The organism is Bombella favorum (assembly GCF_014048475.1).
GTDB classification, from domain to species: domain Bacteria; phylum Pseudomonadota; class Alphaproteobacteria; order Acetobacterales; family Acetobacteraceae; genus Bombella; species Bombella favorum.
In genome coordinates this window covers 164,428-180,595 of sequence record NZ_NWUS01000003.1, presented here as the reverse complement: position 1 = coordinate 180,595, position 16,168 = coordinate 164,428, and the positions used below count along the sequence as shown (strand labels likewise).

The window sequence follows — 16,168 nt, the reverse complement described above, 5'->3', positions numbered from 1 at the left end:
AACCGGACAACTTGTTCCGGGGCGGGCATGGTGGACAAGTCGTGCCCGTCTGACCATATCTTGAGCTATGGCCATTCAGGTCGTGGCATGACGATGTGGAAGGAAAATAGTGGGTATGACACAGGGTAGAACCGTATTGGTAACGGGTGGTACCTCCGGCATTGGGCTGGCGATTGCAGAGACATTTGCACGGGCAGGGGATAATCTTATCCTTCTGGGCAGTAACCCGGAGCGTGATTATACAAAAATTGTTCAGACTGTAGAGGCAGCAGGCCGGGAAGCAGGACATGATGTGCATGTTTGTGCTTATGGTGTGAACATTACAGATTTTGCTGCCGTAAAAACGGTGATGAAGAGCATTGGCGATAAAGCTGGGACGCTGGATGTTCTAGTTCATTCCGCAGGTGTGTTTTTTGGAACGCCCATTACGGATGAAACGCCTGATGCGTTCGATAAAATGATGACCATCAACGTCAATGGCATGTGGCACGTCGTGCAGGCGGCCCTGCCGTTCATCCGGCGTAAAGAAGGTGATGTGCCGGGAGGGAAGATTGTAGCCATTTCCTCCATCTGTGGGTTTTATGGTTTTGCTGGGTATGCGGGTTATGCTGCCAGTAAGGCGGCTGCTACGGCATTAGTCCGCAGTCTTGCTCTCGAACTCGGGCCGTTGGGTATTAACATCAATGCCGTGGAGCCGGGCCGGGTAAAGACCTCCATGCATGATGCGTTGATCAACGACCCTACGAAGGCTGATGTCCTGAAGGCCGTGGCAGACGCCAACCCCAGTAAGCGGAGCTTCTCTACGCCGGAAGATATTGCCGCTGTGGTGCAGTTTCTTGCTGGCCCGGGGGCTGTAGCCCTGCATGGGTCGGCCATCGTGGTGGATGAAGGAACATCTCTTGGCCTCGTTTGAGGTCCTTCTTGTGGTTTCATGAGGACCATGAACAACTCCTTCCCGCTCTGTTAATAGCTTGAAAGCGGGAAGGGCCTCTCCCATATCTGCACCATCTTATGGCGGCGGGGCAGGATGGCCGCAGAAGATGAAGCCTATGGAGCCTGCCATTTTGGAGGAGAGCGACGCATCATGAGTGATGGCAAGAACGCAGCAGAGATGAAGCAGCATAGTTTCAGTGCCGAGGTTGGGCAGCTGCTCGATCTGGTTGTCCATTCTCTTTATTCCGACCGGGAAATCTTTCTGCGTGAGCTGGTCGCCAATGCGGCCGATGCTATAGACAAACGCCGCTTCGAGGCATTGACCAACCCGGCCCTTTCCTTGCCAGAGACGCCGTCTATCCATATCTCAGCCGATAAAGATGCCAAGACGATCACGCTTTCCGATGATGGGCTAGGCATGAGCCCGGATGAGCTGACCCAGAATCTCGGCACAATCGCTCGGTCCGGTACGAAGGCTTTCGGTGAGAAGCTGAGCAATGCCAAGCCGGAAGAACGCCCGAACCTGATCGGTCAGTTTGGTGTGGGCTTCTATTCCGCTTTCATGGTGGCGGATAAGGTGGATGTCGTATCCCGCCGCGCTGGTGAGGATGTAGCTGCTCGCTGGGTCTCCGAAGGGAAAGGCTCTTACAGCCTCGGCCCCGCCGAGCGTGACCGTCCGGGTACGGACATCGTCCTGCATATGAAGGACGATGCCGAGGAATTCATTGATCCGTGGCGTCTGCGCAGCATCATTCGCAAATGGGCTGACCATATTGCATGGCCGGTCGTGCTGCATGAGCCGGACGAAGATGGCAAGGAAAAGGAAGAAACCATCAATGAGGGCAAAGCCCTCTGGCTACGTCCGAAATCTGAGATCACGTCTGAGGAATATACCGAGTTCTACCGTCATGTCGCTCGTGCGTTTGATGAACCCTACGCCACACTGCATTGGAAGGCTGAAGGCACGGTTGAATTTGCCTCCCTGCTGTTCCTCCCCGGTGCTCGTCCGTTCGACTTTATGGAGCAGAGCAGCCGTGAAAGCCGCTTGCACCTGCATGTAAAGCGCATGTTCATCACCGATGAAGCCAATCTGGTGCCGAACTGGCTGCGTTTCGTGCAGGGTGTAGTCGATACGGATGACCTACCGTTGAACGTCTCCCGTGAGATGCTCCAATCCACGCCGGTTCTGGCCCGCATCCGCAAAGCCGTGACCAAGCGTGTCATCAGCGAGATCAAGAAGCGTGCGCAGGAAGGTGGTGAGGCTTTCACCGGTTTCTGGAACAACTTCGGCCTCGTTATCAAGGAAGGCCTCTGGGAAGATTCCGAACACCGGCAGGAAATTGCCGAGTTCTCCCGCTTCCATTCCACTCGTGATGATGAGCTGACAACGCTGGATGACTACATCAGCCGCATGAAGCCAGAGCAGGAGACCATCTATTATCTGGTCGGGGACAATCTGAATGCCCTCAAGGCATCTGCCCAGCTGGAAGGTTTCCGTGCTCGTGGGCTAGAAGTCCTGCTGCTCTCCGACGCTGTGGATAGCTTCTGGCCGGACCGTCTCCATTCCTACAAGGACAAGACCTTCCGTTCTGTAGCGCAGGCTCATGGTGATCTTGAAAAGTTCGCTCTGGAGACCGAGGAAGAAGGTGAAGCCGCCGATGTGGCAAAGCTGTCTCCAGCCCTGAAGGACGCTCTGGGTGATGCTGTGAAGGATGTCCGCAGCACCGTGCGTCTGACAGGCAGTGCCGTGGTGATGACGAGCGAGGGCGGGCCGGACTTGGCTATGCAGCGTCTCATGCGCCGTTCCGGGCAGGAGATGCCAGCCCTGCCGCCGGTGTTGGAGATCAATCCCCGTCACCCGCTCATCCGCGCGCTGGCTGAACGTGTGGAGAAGGGCGAGAGCGTTGCAGAACATGCCCGCATCCTTCTGGACCTTGCCCGTGTTCAGGAAGGCGAAGCCCTGCCAGACCCCAGCGGCTTTGCCCGCACGCTCGCAGGCCTGCTTGCTGGGACTGTCGAGAAGTAAGGTCAGGCTGATCATCTGATGAAAAGGAAGGGGCTGCACATGAGAGTGTGCAGCCCCTTCTTTGTGTCTTATTGCTCGTTCGTCAGCAGAGCGGGCAGGACCTCCTTGAGGCTGCGGGAGGCATGCCGGCTGTTCTGGCGCAGCTCCATGAGGATGGTGGCATCCTCCGTCAGGGAGAGTTTTTCAGCCAGCAGCAGGAGCAGGGCAAGGGAGGTGCGTAGCCGGGCGATGTAGCCCGCAATGTCCAGCATCACGCCCAGAAGGTGGACGGGAATATCCCCCGAGGGAAAACAGGTCACCACCGTGTCTAGCAGCCCGGAGAGGGTGTCTGAGTCGTTGCGGGGCTTTTCCCCGTGTGTGCGGAGGAGGTGGGCGATCTGCCGTTCCTGCTTCTGGTTCTGGTCCAGAATGGTGGTGATCCAGTGTTGGAGCGGTGGCGGGGCTGCAGGGCGGCTGAGCAGCTCCAGCAGGCTCTCTCGCAATGTGCCTGTTAGTACCAAGTGGGCGTGTAGACGCTCCAGATAGGTGAGGCGTATGGAGGGTGATTCAGTAGGATGACGTGGCACGTCTGTCTCCATGGCGGGCGAGCAAGAGAGGTAAGCCTAGCCTGCTTGCGACATTTGTGAAACAGGCAGGCAATGATCCTGCGGCATGATAGCGTTATTGTGGCGTGCCAGCTTCATGGTCCAACTGGGGGCGTCGTGCATAATGGCGGGCAATGACGGTGCAGACGAAAAGCTGAAGCTGGTGATAGATCATTAGTGGTAGGACGATGATCCCAGCTGAGGTGGGAAAAATGACGCTGGCCATAGTGACGCCAGATGTCAGGGCTTTTTTGGAACCACAAAACTGCAACGTGATGTCGTCCTCAATGCTCTGGCGCATCATCCGGCCCAGCAGATAGGTAATGCTTAGTGCGAGGGCTAATACTATGGCATCGGCGACACCCACCCCGATAAGCAGGATGACGGGGATACGATGCCAGAGGCCCTGCAATACTGCCGTACTGAAAGCGGAATAAACCAGCACGATAATAGAGCCACGGTCACTACAGGAAATGAGGAACTTATGACGGTGGACGATGGGGCCCATCCAGCGTTGCACGCACTGCCCCAGAATGAAGGGGAGGAGCAGTTCTTCTGCCACATTAAGAATGGTCTGAAGGCCGGACCCGCCACCGCTGTTATGGTCGAAGAACAGGCCGCAAAGGAGGGGGGTAATGAAAATGCCCAGAATGTTCGATACTGTGGCTGCACAGATAGCTGCCGGCACGTTGCCCCGGGCCATGGAGGTCAGGGCGATGGAGGATTGTATGGTGGAAGGCAGGCAACAGAGGAAGAGCATCCCCGCCCAGAGTTCTGGCCCCAGAAAACCAGTAGCTGATAGCTGGTGAGATAGGCCATACAGCCCGATCCCTAACAGGGGGAAAACAAGAAAGGTGATGAGCAGCGTTATGCCCTGTAATCGCCAGTTCTTCACGCTGTCGAGCAAAGCCCTGCGGTGCAGCTTGGCCCCCTGAAAGAAGAACATCAGCATGATAAGCAGGGATGTCAGGCGGGAGAGCCACGGCTGCCAGATAGTCGGACAGGGTAGAAACGATGCCAGAAGAACCGCACCAATCAGGCACATCAGGAAAGGGTCGAGGCGTTTCATGGGCGATGGTCCCTGCGGTTGGAGCGATGTGGCAGCGGGAAGGCCACCTTGCAATCCTAGTGACCAGTGCAGCGGGAACGGTAAAACAGAAGCTCCACGCTGCCAATGAGTGAAACAGCATGGTTAATAACGCAGCGCATCATAAAACATTTTTTATGTTTAATGGTAAATGACTTGCAAAACAGGACCGGATAAGGGCATTTTTTCGGCGGACCTGAGAGCGGGTCATCTCCATCAAATCCTAGGGAGGGGGTCAGAGTATGACCGTCAATCGGCGTATGGTTCTGGGATCATTTCTGGCAGCAGGTGCCCTGTGGGGTGGTAGGGCTCAAGCAGCGGAAAGCAATGGCGGCGGACAGGCGGCGCCTGCACAGCCTAACAACGCCCATGCCGAGCCGGGTAACGCAGCCGCACCCGCACCCCAGCCTGTGCATGAGACACTGGCAGACAAGCAATACCGACCGAATATTCATTTCTCCCCGCCAACAGGATTCATGAACGACCCAAACGGACTGATTTTTGATGGGCGTTATTTCCATCTTTATTATCAGTACAACCCATTTGGGCCTTATGCTGGCCATGTCCATTGGGGACATGCTGTCAGTACAGACCTCTACACATGGCAGGACCTTCCGATTGCGATTCGGGAAACGGAAGCCGGAGAGGCCTATAGTGGCTGTGCCGTGCTAGACCGTGATAACCGCTCTGGCCTGTTCCCGCCCCGCACACAGGATAAACCTCAGCCAGGGTCAGTAGAAACAGCAGCCCAGAAAGCGGCCCAGCTTTTCCCATCATTGCCAGAAGATGAGCAGGACCGGCGTTCGGTCAACAAGCAGGCGCAAGACCTACTGGATAAAACAAAGACGAATACGGACCTTTTGAGACAGCTGAGTGACAATCCCGTATCACGAGATATGTCGCCTGTTCCTATGGCTCCGGCACTGCCGCCGATGGCCGGTGGCCTTGTGGCGATCTACACACGTGCAACCCCGCAACGGCAAACACAGTATATTGCATGGAGCCCCGATGGGGGGCAGACGTTGAAGGATTATGAGGGTAACCCGGTGTTGGATATCGGGCATAATTCCTTCCGTGACCCTAAGGTGATCTGGCATGCCCCAACCGAAAAATGGGTCATGGTTGTGGTCCGCTCCCGTGAGCATAAGGTGTCCTTCTATGGATCATTTGATCTGAAGCACTGGATGCATTTGAGTGATTTCGGCCCGTCCGGCATTACAGGGGTGGATTACGAATGTCCGGCTCTGGCCGAGGTGGAGGTAGAAGGCGAAGCCCCCGGCGAAAAACGCTGGGTGTTGTTTGTGTCCATCAACCCCGGCGGCCCACAGGGGGGCAGCATCACGCAGTATTTTGTTGGGCAGTTTGATGGTGAGCGTTTCACCCCTGATGATACGATTGTGGACCTGACGGATTTCGGCAAGGACAGTTACGCTCTTCAGACCTATGAGAACATGCCGGGTAATCAGACGGTCTATATCGCATGGTTGGATAATTGGCAGTATTGCGAGGAGCTGCCTAATAAAAGCTGGCGTGGCATTATGACCATCCCCCGCAAGGTTGTGCTGCGGCGGGATACGGCGGGATGGTTGCGGATCGCCCAGAACCCTTATGGGTTGGAAGCATTGCGGCAGCCTGCTATCCCGTTTGCTCTGTCCCGACTGGAGCCACAAAGTAGCCGTCAGCTATCCCTCCCAACCGGGGACGCTGTGGAGCTACTACTTGATGTGTCGCTGGAGGATCGGGCGAGCAATTTGCCTGATGGTGATCAGGGCCGAGCAGGCCGCTTTGTGGTGGCGTTTTCCAACCGTCAGGGGGAAAGCCTGAGTATCGGCTTTGATGGCTTCTCCTGCCAGCTGTGGTTGGATAGAAGCAATCTGCACGGGTTCACTCATCCCTTCTTTACGGGGACATTCTCCTCTGCTCTGATTCCAGGTAGCCGCCGCTTTAAGTTGAGGATCGTGCTGGATGCCTGCACGTTGGAGGTTTTTGCTAATGAGGGCATGTCTGTCGGCACGGCTCTGATCTACCCAGCCAGCCCGTTGGAGACACTGAGTTTTCAGGTCACCAACGCCGCAGCGGTGATCCATAAAGTGGCTCTCTATCCCCTTCGGAAGACGATGGACCGTATGGAACAGGGGTAAGTTTTCCCTTAACACCCATCCCAGTGAAATGCTGGGATGGGTGTTTATTTATTAGATAACCGCAAGCGCCTCTTTGACGCTGGGCGGTGGGAAGGCGTCATCAAGGGCGTTCAGGTCGCCCTGTGTTAGCCGGATTTCTTGAGCGGCAATATTGAGAGCTTGATGATGAGGCGTTGCTGCTTTGGGGATAGCAATCATGTTGCTGCGGCGTAGCACCCACGCCAGCGCAATTTGTGCCGGTGTCGCATGGCCAACGCTGGTTTTATGCTCATGGGCAATAGCCCGCAGGACGGGATGATGCAGCAGGTCGCCCCCTTGACCGATCGGGCAATAGGCCATGTTGGTGATGTGCGCTTCTTCGTCCCGTGGCAGAAGGTCATATTCTGTGCCACGATATTCCAGACTATATAGAATCTGATTGACGAGAGGGTATGCGCCGAAGTCGGCCAGCTCATTCATATCATTCGTATCGAAATTGGAAACACCCCAATCCCGGATCAGGCCCCGCTCCCGGAGCGTTTCGAAAGCATAGAGCGTTTCATTAAAGGGGATAGTGCTGCGCCAGTGTAGAAGGTAGAGGTCTAAATAGTCCGTACCGAGATGCTTTAGTGAGCGTTCACAGGCCTTGAGCATATCATTATAGGATGCATGCTGAGGTAGAACCTTGCTGATGAGAAAAGCTTGGTTCCTCCGCCCTCGTAAAGCTTCCCCAACCACGTTTTCCGAGCGGCCATGACCGTACATTTCTGCTGTATCAATAATTTTGAGGCCAGCATCGAGCCCGATCTGAAGGCTACGGACCTCATGCGCTCGTTGTGCAGGATCATCGCCCATGCGCCATGTTCCCATGCCAAGAGCTGGAAGCGTGATGCCATTTCTGAGCGTAACAGTGGGATGGGAGGTTGTGGTCATGATGAGGCCCTTCCTTCTGGAATAAGAGACCGAATTCGACTCTACACCAGCATGGTAAGCCTGCCCCCGAGGGAGGGAAAGTTATTTTGCGTAAAGGCTCTATTACCGCCTGTCGAAGACCGGCAGGAAACAGTAATCGAAACGGTAAAAAAATAATTTTTCAGGGTAAGAAAAATGGTGCCCAAGGGCGGGATCGAACCACCGACACTGCGATTTTCAGTCGCATGCTCTACCAACTGAGCTACTTGGGCACCGGGCCTTGGCGGCATGGCCACCCGGCTATGAGGAGGGGTTTACCCTATGAACGAGGGGTGATCAACCCTCTTTGCAGAAGAAAATGCACCAAGCCTATGGTGTGTGAGGGGAGGCCTCTTCTGTTAGCTGTGCGATCTGGGTCTCAAGCTCTTCTGGGTCATTGTCTTGCCGTAGAGAGGGGACACGATAATCCCCCTTGAACCAACGCCCGAGGTCCACATCAGCGCAATGTTGGGAGCAGAAGGGCCGGAAGGCAGGGGTGGTCGGCTTTTGGCAGATGGGGCAACTCACGAAAGACTCCAGCAAGGTGATGGAGAAACAGGATGGCTATGGAGGGTAAGGCTTTGGCCCGTGGTATGAAAGAGGTCTTTCAGTGCCACAGTGTCGGCCTCTAGTGCCCGGATGATGGCTGGTGGCGCATGGAGCTGGTCACCTTTCAGGCCTTCACCGACAATGCGCTGAAGGATCGCTAATCCTTGCCCATGAGGGGAGCTATATAGCTCATGGAGTGGTGCCCTATGGCGAGGGCGGGTCATTTCCAGCAACCCGCTGGGCGTGATGCCGGTAATGCGGGGCTGGAGCGGGTCTTGCTCCTTATCAGCCGCCTTACGGAGGAAGGGGACAAGAGCGGGCCGCTTGTTGCTGCGGACGCCCGCCGGGTCGATCAGCAGGGTGCCGGAAAGATTGCGGAGCCTGACCTCCCGCAGCAGCGGGCCAAAACATGCCAGGTTGGCGGCAAAGTCCGGGTTCTGATGGGCGTCCAGATCAATGGCTGTTAGGGCCGGGGTAGGGGTGATGCGGGCAATCAGCGGACCAACCGAGGAATCAGGGCCAAGCAGGGCTGCCCAGTCTGCTTCCAGAACTTCATCAAAACTGCGGGTTACCCGTTTTAGGCGGGGATGCAGGGCAGTGGGCAGGCGGGCTGCTAGTGCAGCATCATCAACGATTAGGGGGCAATTAGCCGGGGCTTGTTGGAGAATGTCATCCAATGGGGTGGGGCCGGGCGTGATGAGGCGTGGCGAGTCCCCCAGCTCCACATCATTCGGTAAGGGAAGGGCACGCAGACGTAGTCCTTTCCCATTTTGGGCCGACCGGGTTACTTGAGCGCAGAGTAGGCTGCCTTCGGCCGGCAGTTTGCGCCCTTTCATGAAGCCCGAGCCTGTCGGGCCAGCTAATTCTACGAAAGCACCGCCAAGATGAGGGGCATGGGCCGTGATGCGGACGATATGCACATCGCCCCAGCCATCCGGGGCACCGGGTCGCCATAGGGCGACATCCAGCAGCTCGTCATCCTTTAGCAGGGCGATGCGGACATTTCCCGGCGCACTGGCGAGGCGGATTTCCATAAGGGTCAGAGCAGCCAGTGCTGTCCAGCGGGTAGAGGCTGGCCCCGGAGTAGCTGGGCAGTCTCAAACAGTGGCAGGCCGATCACGCCGGAGGGGCTGCCCCCTACCTGCCGGATGAAGGCTGCTGCCTGCCCCTGCAAACCGTAGCCACCTGCTTTGCCGTGCCAGTCTCCCCCCTCAATGAGAGAGTCAATCTGTCGAACGGTCAGGCGGTTAAAGGTGACGTAGCTTTCTACCACACGTTCGCAGCGGCGACCCTCGGCCCAACTCTCTGTGGGGTGGCACACAACAGCGGTAATGACCTTGTGCCGGCGACCAGAAAGGAGGGTGAGATAACGGCGCGCGGTATCGGCATCTTCTGCTTTGGGTAGGATACGCCGCCCCGCTGCGACGACCGTATCTGCCCCGATGATGAGCGCAGGGCCATCATGGTGAGTAGCGACATGCGCCGCCTTGGCTCGGGCCATTCGTAGCGCATAAGGGCGAGGCAGTTCGTCCTTATGTGGTGTTTCATCCAGAGCCGCCGGGCAGATGGCGTCCGGCTCCACTCCGATCTGGCGGAGTAGGGCGATGCGGCGGGGCGATGCGGAGGCCAGTACAAGGGCAGGCCGGGATGGAGCAGACATAAGGGACGAAATGATCCTGACTTCCGCTATCTTACTTGAAGCGGAAGGTAATGCGGCCCTTGCTGAGGTCATACGGGGTCATTTCGACATTGACCCGGTCCCCAGCCAGCACACGGATGCGGTTCTTGCGCATTTTACCGCTCGTATGGGCGAGGATGGTATGCTCGTTATCCAGCGTGACGCGGAACATGGCGTTGGGCAGAAGTTCGGTTACCGTACCAGTAAACTCGATCAGGTCTTCTTTAGGCATGAATATCCCTTGCAGGAAGTGGGTAAAAACTGTGCGGGCCACACAGCCAGCCTTTGGAAAAGCCCGGCCCGTAGCCTCGTCATGACGGCGCATTATGTGCGGGGAGGAGGGGATGACGTCAAGGTTTTTTGCTGGATGGAGCAGGATCAGGCAGGTGGGCTTTTGCCTGCCAGCAGTACCATGCCAGAGCCGAGCGGTGTGGGCTGAACCTGATTGTAGCCTCGTGTAGCTGTCGGGGCGTGGGGCGGGCGGGCAGTTTTTTCAGTCTCTTCCAGCCTTCTTGCACGCCAAGATCGCCTGCTGGCATGACATCCTGCCTGCCAAGATGGAAGATGAGCAGCATCTCGACTGTCCATTGTCCGACACCCCGCAGAGACGTCAGTCGCTTTATGAGTGTGGCATCATCCAGTTGGTGAGCTTCAGCCAGACTGGGTACGAGCCCCTCCAGCCGCCCCCGGGCGATGGCCCGTAAGCTGGCAATCTTGGCTGCTGAAAGGCCGCAGCGTCGCAAGGTATCATCCTCCAGAGCAAGAATTGCTTCTGGAGGTGGGGGTGGGCCGTCTTCCTTGTGGTCTGGCCCAAGAGCGCATAGCCGCCTGAATATAGTTCTAGCAGCGGCATTATGGAGCTGCTGGCCCGTCACAGCTTTGATGAGTGACGCATAGGGGCTCTGTACCTGAGGGTCCGGGGCAGCCTGTTTATGTAAGAGGCAGGGGCCGATCTCTGCAATGAAGCGGGAAAGAGCAGCATCTTGGATGAAGCAGGCTGGCAGGGAGACCATAGAACGGACCTCACGTGGGAAAGATGTTATATAAAAGTAATGGCAAGGGCATTTTCCAGTGATGACAATATGGCCCTTTTTGAGGCACAAGGGGGGATATGTTCCTCACCAGTCTGCGCCCCTCTTTTTGCCGGCGGGTTTCTCGCCCGTGACGATGCAGGACGCTCCCACGCAGCAGCGCCGGAGGCGGCTGGGTGATTACGCAGAGCCAGTGGCTGGCCTGCGGACGGAAGCCCGCACCCCCATGCGGCGCACGCAGGTTCTGGTAGACCCGCCGCTGATTGGCCCGCTGCTGCTTGCGGCCAGCGTGCATGGCATCGCACTGTGGCTGATGATGCAGACCAGTGCTGCTATGCATGGCACACCCAATGGTGCACAGCAGCCTCAAGTGGAAATGGTGTTTGATGCCCCGCCGGTCAAACACAGTATGCAGGGGGCTCCAACGCATGAGGTAGGCGGAGCCACCAGTGCCCCGGCACCGACCACGCAAGAGGAAGCTACCCCCGCCCCGATGGAGCCAATTCCCCATACGCCATCCTCCCCGCAGACAGCCCCATCGCCCACCGGGGAGCTAACGAATGCGGAAATGTCGGAGAAGCCGATCTCCAAGGCGGCACCCCGCCGCCCACATAGGAGCCGGGCAACCCCAACCCACCAGCGTGTGACCCGGCAGAGTGAAACAAATCCGTTTGCACATCCGATGGACCTGTCCTTGGATGGCGAGCCTGCACCACATCCCCACAAGCGGGGACGGCATGGCGGGACACGTGGGCCGATTGATTTCTCCCTTGGGCCGCTTAGCCTGAATGGCCAGATTAATGCACCCTATAAGACAAGCAGTAGCGTAAAGGGTGTCAGTTCCGATTACGGAAGTGAGATCGACCGTTGGGTACGTAATCATATGTTCTATCCGGATGAAGCGGTACAGAATGGAGAAGAAGGGCCTTCTTCCGTGCATGTGGTGATCGACCGTACCGGGAAGGTTCTCCGTGTACGGCTGACGGATTCATCTAACTCCTATGCGCTGGATGCTGCGACGACGGGCATGTTCCAAGGGGTGCAACTTCCCCCCGTCCCGCCGGACATGCAGGGGGATCATTTTGATCTGGATGTGACGATCCATTACATGTTGATTCGTCATTAAGGGGCGTCTGCGGTCCTTCTCCCTGTGGCCAGGAGTGGGAAAGGACGTTAAATTGCAAGACCCACCGGGAAGAGCCGGCCGGGTATCTGTCCAAACATTGCAGGGAAAGTGGGCTGTTCATGCGCTTCTGTCGTAAGCTGCTGGTATCAGGGCTGTGCGTGTCTCTCCTCGGTCTGGGGGGGTGCCTTCAGGTCTATAAGCCGTTTGCCCATAATCCGGGCAAGCAGGCCCAGCATCTTGTGAGGGACAATATTCCACCTGTTCGTCTGGCTGTTCCCGTTCCTGTGCCGGAGAAAGCACCGTGGCGTGAGGCAACGGCTATGTGGGCGCGGGATGTGGTGGTGGCGTTGGTCGGGCAGTCCATTCCAGCCGTGGCAAAACTGCCAGAACCGGGCGACTGGTGGGTTCGCCTAGGGGCTGTCCGGGCAGAGAATGGCGGTATCCGCCCCCGTTATGCGATTGTCGGGCCGGATGGCAAAGTGAAGGCCCGTGGATTTGGGGCTGTGATTGATGATGAAGGTTGGCGCAGTGCAGACCCGGCCGCTCTGAACACGGTTGCCCTCCAGATGGCTCCAGAAATTGCCCGTGAGCTGACCGAAATTCAAACCCGTATGATGATGGATGACCCGCAGAGCCTTATGCACCGTTCAGCCCGCATTTGTTTTGAGGGTGTGCAGGGGGCCCCGGGGGATGGCAACAAGTCTCTGGCCGAGGCGTTCTATATGATGTTGCCTGATGGCCATAATAGCGTGCAGACCACACGAAACGGGGCTGATTACATTGTGAAGACTGAAGTCAGCCTCAAACCATCGCCGGATGCTCCCCCGCCGGGTGAAGCACCGAAGCAGCAGGTCACTATCGTGTGGCATGTGATGACGCCGCAGGGCGTGGAGGCCGGGGCTGCCACGCAGGTGCATGACGTAGTGGCACATTCGCTTGATGGCCCTTGGGCTGATGTGGCAGGTGCCGCAGCGCAGGAGGCCGCCGAGGCCGTGCGGACCATCATCACCAATTATTCAGGCCGGGCCCGCAAGGCTGCCACGGCGCAGCCGGATGTTGGCGGGGAAGCATCCAAAGAAAAGGATGGCATGAAGAAATTTATCGCCGGTACGGATCAGACTGGCCCTACAGGAGCAGAATAATGAAAGGATCGGGGCTTAAAGGCTGGTATTGCCTACTGCCCCATAGAAAATGACGGGCTGGCCGGGAATGGATAGGGTGTATCAATCAACTTATACAAACTGGACATAGATAATAGATGGCCCGTTATGCGTTCTGTTCGTCTGATATGTTTGCTGATTTTATGGGGCGCTGTTCAGTGTCAGGCGGCTTCTGCTGAAGTTTATCATCCCGACTTTGACTGTAGCCGGGCGCATGAGGACGCTACCCGCCCGATTGACGATCATATCGCCTTACAGAGAAAACTTCAGGCACTTGGTTTTCTACCCTCCGAGGTTGTGCCCGATGGCGTGTATGGGGACGCAACTCGACGGGCCATTTTGCGGTGGCAGGAACAGGCTAGTCAGCCTAATCGAGATGGCTTTCTGGGGAATGACGACGCCCTATCACTGATGCCAGAGCTGGCCACTGAAACTAGTACACAGGGGGTACCTCCCCGCCTCGACAGAGGCAGGAACAGGTGCTGACGGGCCTGCTCCTTCTATCCTGCGGCAGAGAGGGGGCCTAGCAATGCTGGGCGCCAGCCACCGTCAGGGGGCACCGCCTCATCTACGGAGGCGTCTCTCCCTCAGCATGAATCAGTTCCGCCGTCTTCACTCTCTTCGGATGATGCAGCCCTCGGCGGGAGGCCGATCATGAAACGGCAGGAGGGCATACTTCCCTTCTGGCTCTGCTGTTTCAGATTCTTGGTGCCGTCATTCATATGTGTGGTGCCGTGTTGTCGGCAGTCTGGCGTGTGGTGGTATTCATCTTCTGCTTGCCCATAAGGCTTGTCCAGCTGATCCGGAGTTTCATTACAGCGCTGTTTAGCTGGAAAGGGCTTTCAGCGTTTTTCCATAGAGGTGTTGGCGTTCCTGAAGGAACATTTTCAGGATAGGGATGAGGACGCCGCACAGGAACAGCGGGAACGGGCGAAAGCTTATCGCCGGGCAAAACAGGCCGTGGCAGCTTCGCCAGAGGATGAGCCTTGGCATGTCGTGCTGGAAGTTTCCGTAACCGCATCCGCCGAGGAGATTACCGCCTCATATAGGCGGCTTATCAAGCAGCATCACCCGGACCGGTTTGCCCATGTCGGTGGCGAGGTTTATGAGGAATCTGTTCGCCGAACTGCTGAAATTACGCAGGCTTATCGCTATGTGAAGCAGTGCCGGCAGTTCTAGTCCGTCTGTGCTGTGGCAGGTTTGCTGTAAAATCATGACATTGATCGGGCAGGCTGATAGAAAGAGCTGTACCGCTTCTTACCGTCCTTCTATGAAAAGTACCTGTCATGAAGATCGTTGCCTGTAACAGTAATCTGCCGTTGGCTCAGGCTGTGGCTGATGAGCTTGAGATCCCTTTGTGCAAGACATCCATCCGTCGCTTTGCGGATGGTGAAGTGTTTGTCGAGATTCAGGAAAATGTGCGTGGCGAGGACATGTTCGTTCTCCAGAGTACCTGCACACCGACTAACGATCATCTGATGGAACTTCTCGTCGTGCTAGATGCTTTGCGGCGTGGGTCTGCACGGCGTGTTACAGCTGTGATGCCTTATTTTGGTTATGCTCGGCAGGACCGTAAATCCGGCCCCCGTACACCTATTAGTGCCAAGCTGGTGGCTAATCTTCTAACAGAAGCCGGTGCCAACCGTATCCTGACGATGGACCTGCACGCTATGCAGATTCAGGGCTTCTTCGACATCCCCACGGATAATCTCTACGCCGCCCCGCTCTTCGTGCGGGACATAATGACCCGCCATCCTAACCATGAAAAACTGATGATTGTCTCACCCGATGTAGGCGGTGTGGTGCGGGCCCGCCAGCTGGCTCGTAGGCTGAATGTTGACTTGGCCATCATTGATAAGCGTCGTGAGCGGGCTGGTGTCTCCGAAGTGATGAACGTGATTGGTGATGTATCAGGCCGCTTCTGTGTGCTGGTGGATGATATCATCGATAGTGGGGGCTCTCTCTGCAACGCAGCCGAAGCTCTGATGAAGTACGGCGCCGCTGGTGTGGAGGCCTATGTGACGCATGGTGTGCTGACAGGCAATGCTTGCGAGCGTGTGCAGAACAGCCCGCTTTCCATGCTGACATTGACGGACAGCATTCCCGCTACGGAGGAGCTGAAGGCGGTTTCCAATATTCGGCAGATTCCAACGGCTAATCTGCTGGGGCGGGCTATCCGGGCCGTGGCAGATGAAAGCTCTGTCTCCACTCTTTTCGATTGAGACAGATATTCCGTGGCTGGAGCAGGAGATAAGGCACAGCCACGTTCTGACGGGATTTTGGGGGAGGTCAGGAAATGACACAGCTTCGTGCAGAACCATACTGGTTCCTTCGGCATGGTGAAACGGACTGGAACGCACGCCATCTCTCACAAGGGCGGACAGATATTCCGCTTAATGAGACTGGCCTGACACAAGCTCGTCTAGCAGGTCGCCAGTTGGCTGACCTGTTTGAGGCAGGGGTGCGCCCCTTCACGCATATTGTGAGCTCCCCGCTAAAGCGAGCTTTTGTCACAGCCGAGCATGTAAGGGATGCAATCCGTGACCGGACAGGCATTGACTTACCCTTGACCAAGGATGCGGACCTTCAGGAGGTTAGCTTTGGTGTGCAGGAAGGTAAGCCAATGGGTGATTGGTATAATACATGGATTGCTGGAAGCTTCGTGCCAGAGAAGGGCGAGGATTTCATCACGCTGAAGACCCGTGGCATTCAGGCCCTCAACAGGGCGCAGGATGCTGGTGAGGGTGCCCCTTTGATCGTTGCTCATGGGGCACTTTTCCGTGGGTTGAGGGCCGCTATGGGGTTGGAGATTAATGTCCGTCTGCCTAATGCGATGCCGCTGAAGGCCACACCGGAGGAAGAGGGCTGGGTTCTGAAATTGCTTTCAGCTTAAGAGAGTCCTTCTTCCATAAAAGGCCGCTTC

17 protein-coding genes and 1 tRNA gene are annotated in these 16,168 nt (G+C 56.7%); 9 read left to right on the top strand and 9 right to left on the bottom strand.

The features are described from left to right. Positions 1 to 115: 115 nt before the first annotated feature. The gene (locus CPA57_RS07775; RefSeq protein ID WP_182082236.1) at positions 116 to 913 is read left to right on the top strand and encodes an SDR family NAD(P)-dependent oxidoreductase; all 798 of its coding nucleotides are present in this window, start codon (positions 116 to 118) and stop codon (positions 911 to 913) included. 171 nt (positions 914 to 1,084) lie between these two features. Further along, entirely contained in the window at positions 1,085 to 2,959 is a 1,875-nt protein-coding gene (htpG, locus tag CPA57_RS07770) for a molecular chaperone HtpG (RefSeq protein WP_182082339.1), read from the top strand. A gap of 68 nt (positions 2,960 to 3,027) precedes the next feature. On the opposite strand, the gene CPA57_RS07765 is transcribed toward htpG, so the two are convergent. Next, positions 3,028 to 3,525: a DUF892 family protein gene (locus tag CPA57_RS07765; RefSeq protein ID WP_182082235.1), complete on the bottom strand. Its 498-nt coding sequence runs from the start codon at positions 3,523 to 3,525 to the stop codon at positions 3,028 to 3,030. Between the two features lie 94 nt (positions 3,526 to 3,619). Beyond that, positions 3,620 to 4,612, bottom strand: coding sequence for a bile acid:sodium symporter family protein (locus tag CPA57_RS07760; RefSeq protein ID WP_182082234.1), 993 nt, complete (start codon positions 4,610 to 4,612; stop codon positions 3,620 to 3,622). 260 nt (positions 4,613 to 4,872) lie between these two features. On the opposite strand from CPA57_RS07760, the gene CPA57_RS07755 reads away from it, so the two are divergent. Continuing rightward, entirely contained in the window at positions 4,873 to 6,771 is a 1,899-nt protein-coding gene (locus tag CPA57_RS07755; RefSeq protein WP_182082233.1) for a glycoside hydrolase family 32 protein, read from the top strand. A gap of 51 nt (positions 6,772 to 6,822) precedes the next feature. Here the strand turns inward: CPA57_RS07755 and CPA57_RS07750 are convergent, their stop codons facing one another. From CPA57_RS07750 to CPA57_RS07720, 7 genes are all read right to left on the bottom strand, one after another. After that, positions 6,823 to 7,683, bottom strand: coding sequence for an aldo/keto reductase (locus CPA57_RS07750; protein ID WP_182082232.1), 861 nt, complete (start codon positions 7,681 to 7,683; stop codon positions 6,823 to 6,825). 175 nt (positions 7,684 to 7,858) lie between these two features. Then, a tRNA-Phe gene (locus CPA57_RS07745) sits at positions 7,859 to 7,934 on the bottom strand. Between the two features lie 97 nt (positions 7,935 to 8,031). Then, complete coding sequence (locus CPA57_RS07740) at positions 8,032 to 8,229, bottom strand: DNA gyrase inhibitor YacG (RefSeq protein ID WP_182082231.1); 198 nt, start codon at positions 8,227 to 8,229, stop codon at positions 8,032 to 8,034. Further along, a complete protein-coding gene (locus CPA57_RS07735) occupies positions 8,226 to 9,284 on the bottom strand; it encodes a ribonuclease E/G (RefSeq protein ID WP_182082230.1) in 1,059 nt (352 codons plus the stop codon). The genes CPA57_RS07740 and CPA57_RS07735 overlap by 4 nt, the downstream gene beginning before the upstream one ends. Positions 9,285 to 9,289: 5 nt before the next feature. After that, entirely contained in the window at positions 9,290 to 9,910 is a 621-nt protein-coding gene (locus CPA57_RS07730) for a Maf family protein (RefSeq protein ID WP_182082229.1), read from the bottom strand. 31 nt (positions 9,911 to 9,941) lie between these two features. Beyond that, positions 9,942 to 10,160, bottom strand: a complete 219-nt coding sequence (infA, locus tag CPA57_RS07725) for a translation initiation factor IF-1 (RefSeq protein ID WP_043559458.1) — start codon at positions 10,158 to 10,160, stop codon at positions 9,942 to 9,944. A gap of 118 nt (positions 10,161 to 10,278) precedes the next feature. After that, on the bottom strand, positions 10,279 to 10,941 hold the full coding sequence (locus CPA57_RS07720) for a DNA-3-methyladenine glycosylase family protein (protein WP_182082228.1): 663 nt from the start codon (positions 10,939 to 10,941) through the stop codon (positions 10,279 to 10,281). 154 nt (positions 10,942 to 11,095) lie between these two features. Here CPA57_RS07720 and CPA57_RS07715 point away from each other — a divergent pair, with 154 nt between their 5' ends. From CPA57_RS07715 to CPA57_RS07690, 6 genes are all read left to right on the top strand, one after another. Further along, on the top strand, positions 11,096 to 12,085 hold the full coding sequence (locus CPA57_RS07715) for an energy transducer TonB (protein ID WP_182082338.1): 990 nt from the start codon (positions 11,096 to 11,098) through the stop codon (positions 12,083 to 12,085). Positions 12,086 to 12,204: 119 nt separating this feature from the next. Next, complete coding sequence (locus CPA57_RS07710) at positions 12,205 to 13,227, top strand: hypothetical protein (protein ID WP_182082227.1); 1,023 nt, start codon at positions 12,205 to 12,207, stop codon at positions 13,225 to 13,227. Between the two features lie 126 nt (positions 13,228 to 13,353). Then, positions 13,354 to 13,731 (top strand): peptidoglycan-binding domain-containing protein, encoded by a 378-nt coding sequence (locus CPA57_RS07705; protein ID WP_182082226.1) that lies wholly within the window; start codon positions 13,354 to 13,356, stop codon positions 13,729 to 13,731. A gap of 378 nt (positions 13,732 to 14,109) precedes the next feature. Further along, positions 14,110 to 14,424, top strand: coding sequence for a J domain-containing protein (locus CPA57_RS07700; RefSeq protein WP_182082225.1), 315 nt, complete (start codon positions 14,110 to 14,112; stop codon positions 14,422 to 14,424). Positions 14,425 to 14,531: 107 nt separating this feature from the next. After that, a complete protein-coding gene (locus CPA57_RS07695) occupies positions 14,532 to 15,467 on the top strand; it encodes a ribose-phosphate pyrophosphokinase (protein WP_182082224.1) in 936 nt (311 codons plus the stop codon). A 74-nt stretch (positions 15,468 to 15,541) separates the two neighbouring features. Beyond that, positions 15,542 to 16,138: a histidine phosphatase family protein gene (locus tag CPA57_RS07690; protein WP_182082223.1), complete on the top strand. Its 597-nt coding sequence runs from the start codon at positions 15,542 to 15,544 to the stop codon at positions 16,136 to 16,138. Positions 16,139 to 16,168: the final 30 nt, after the last annotated feature.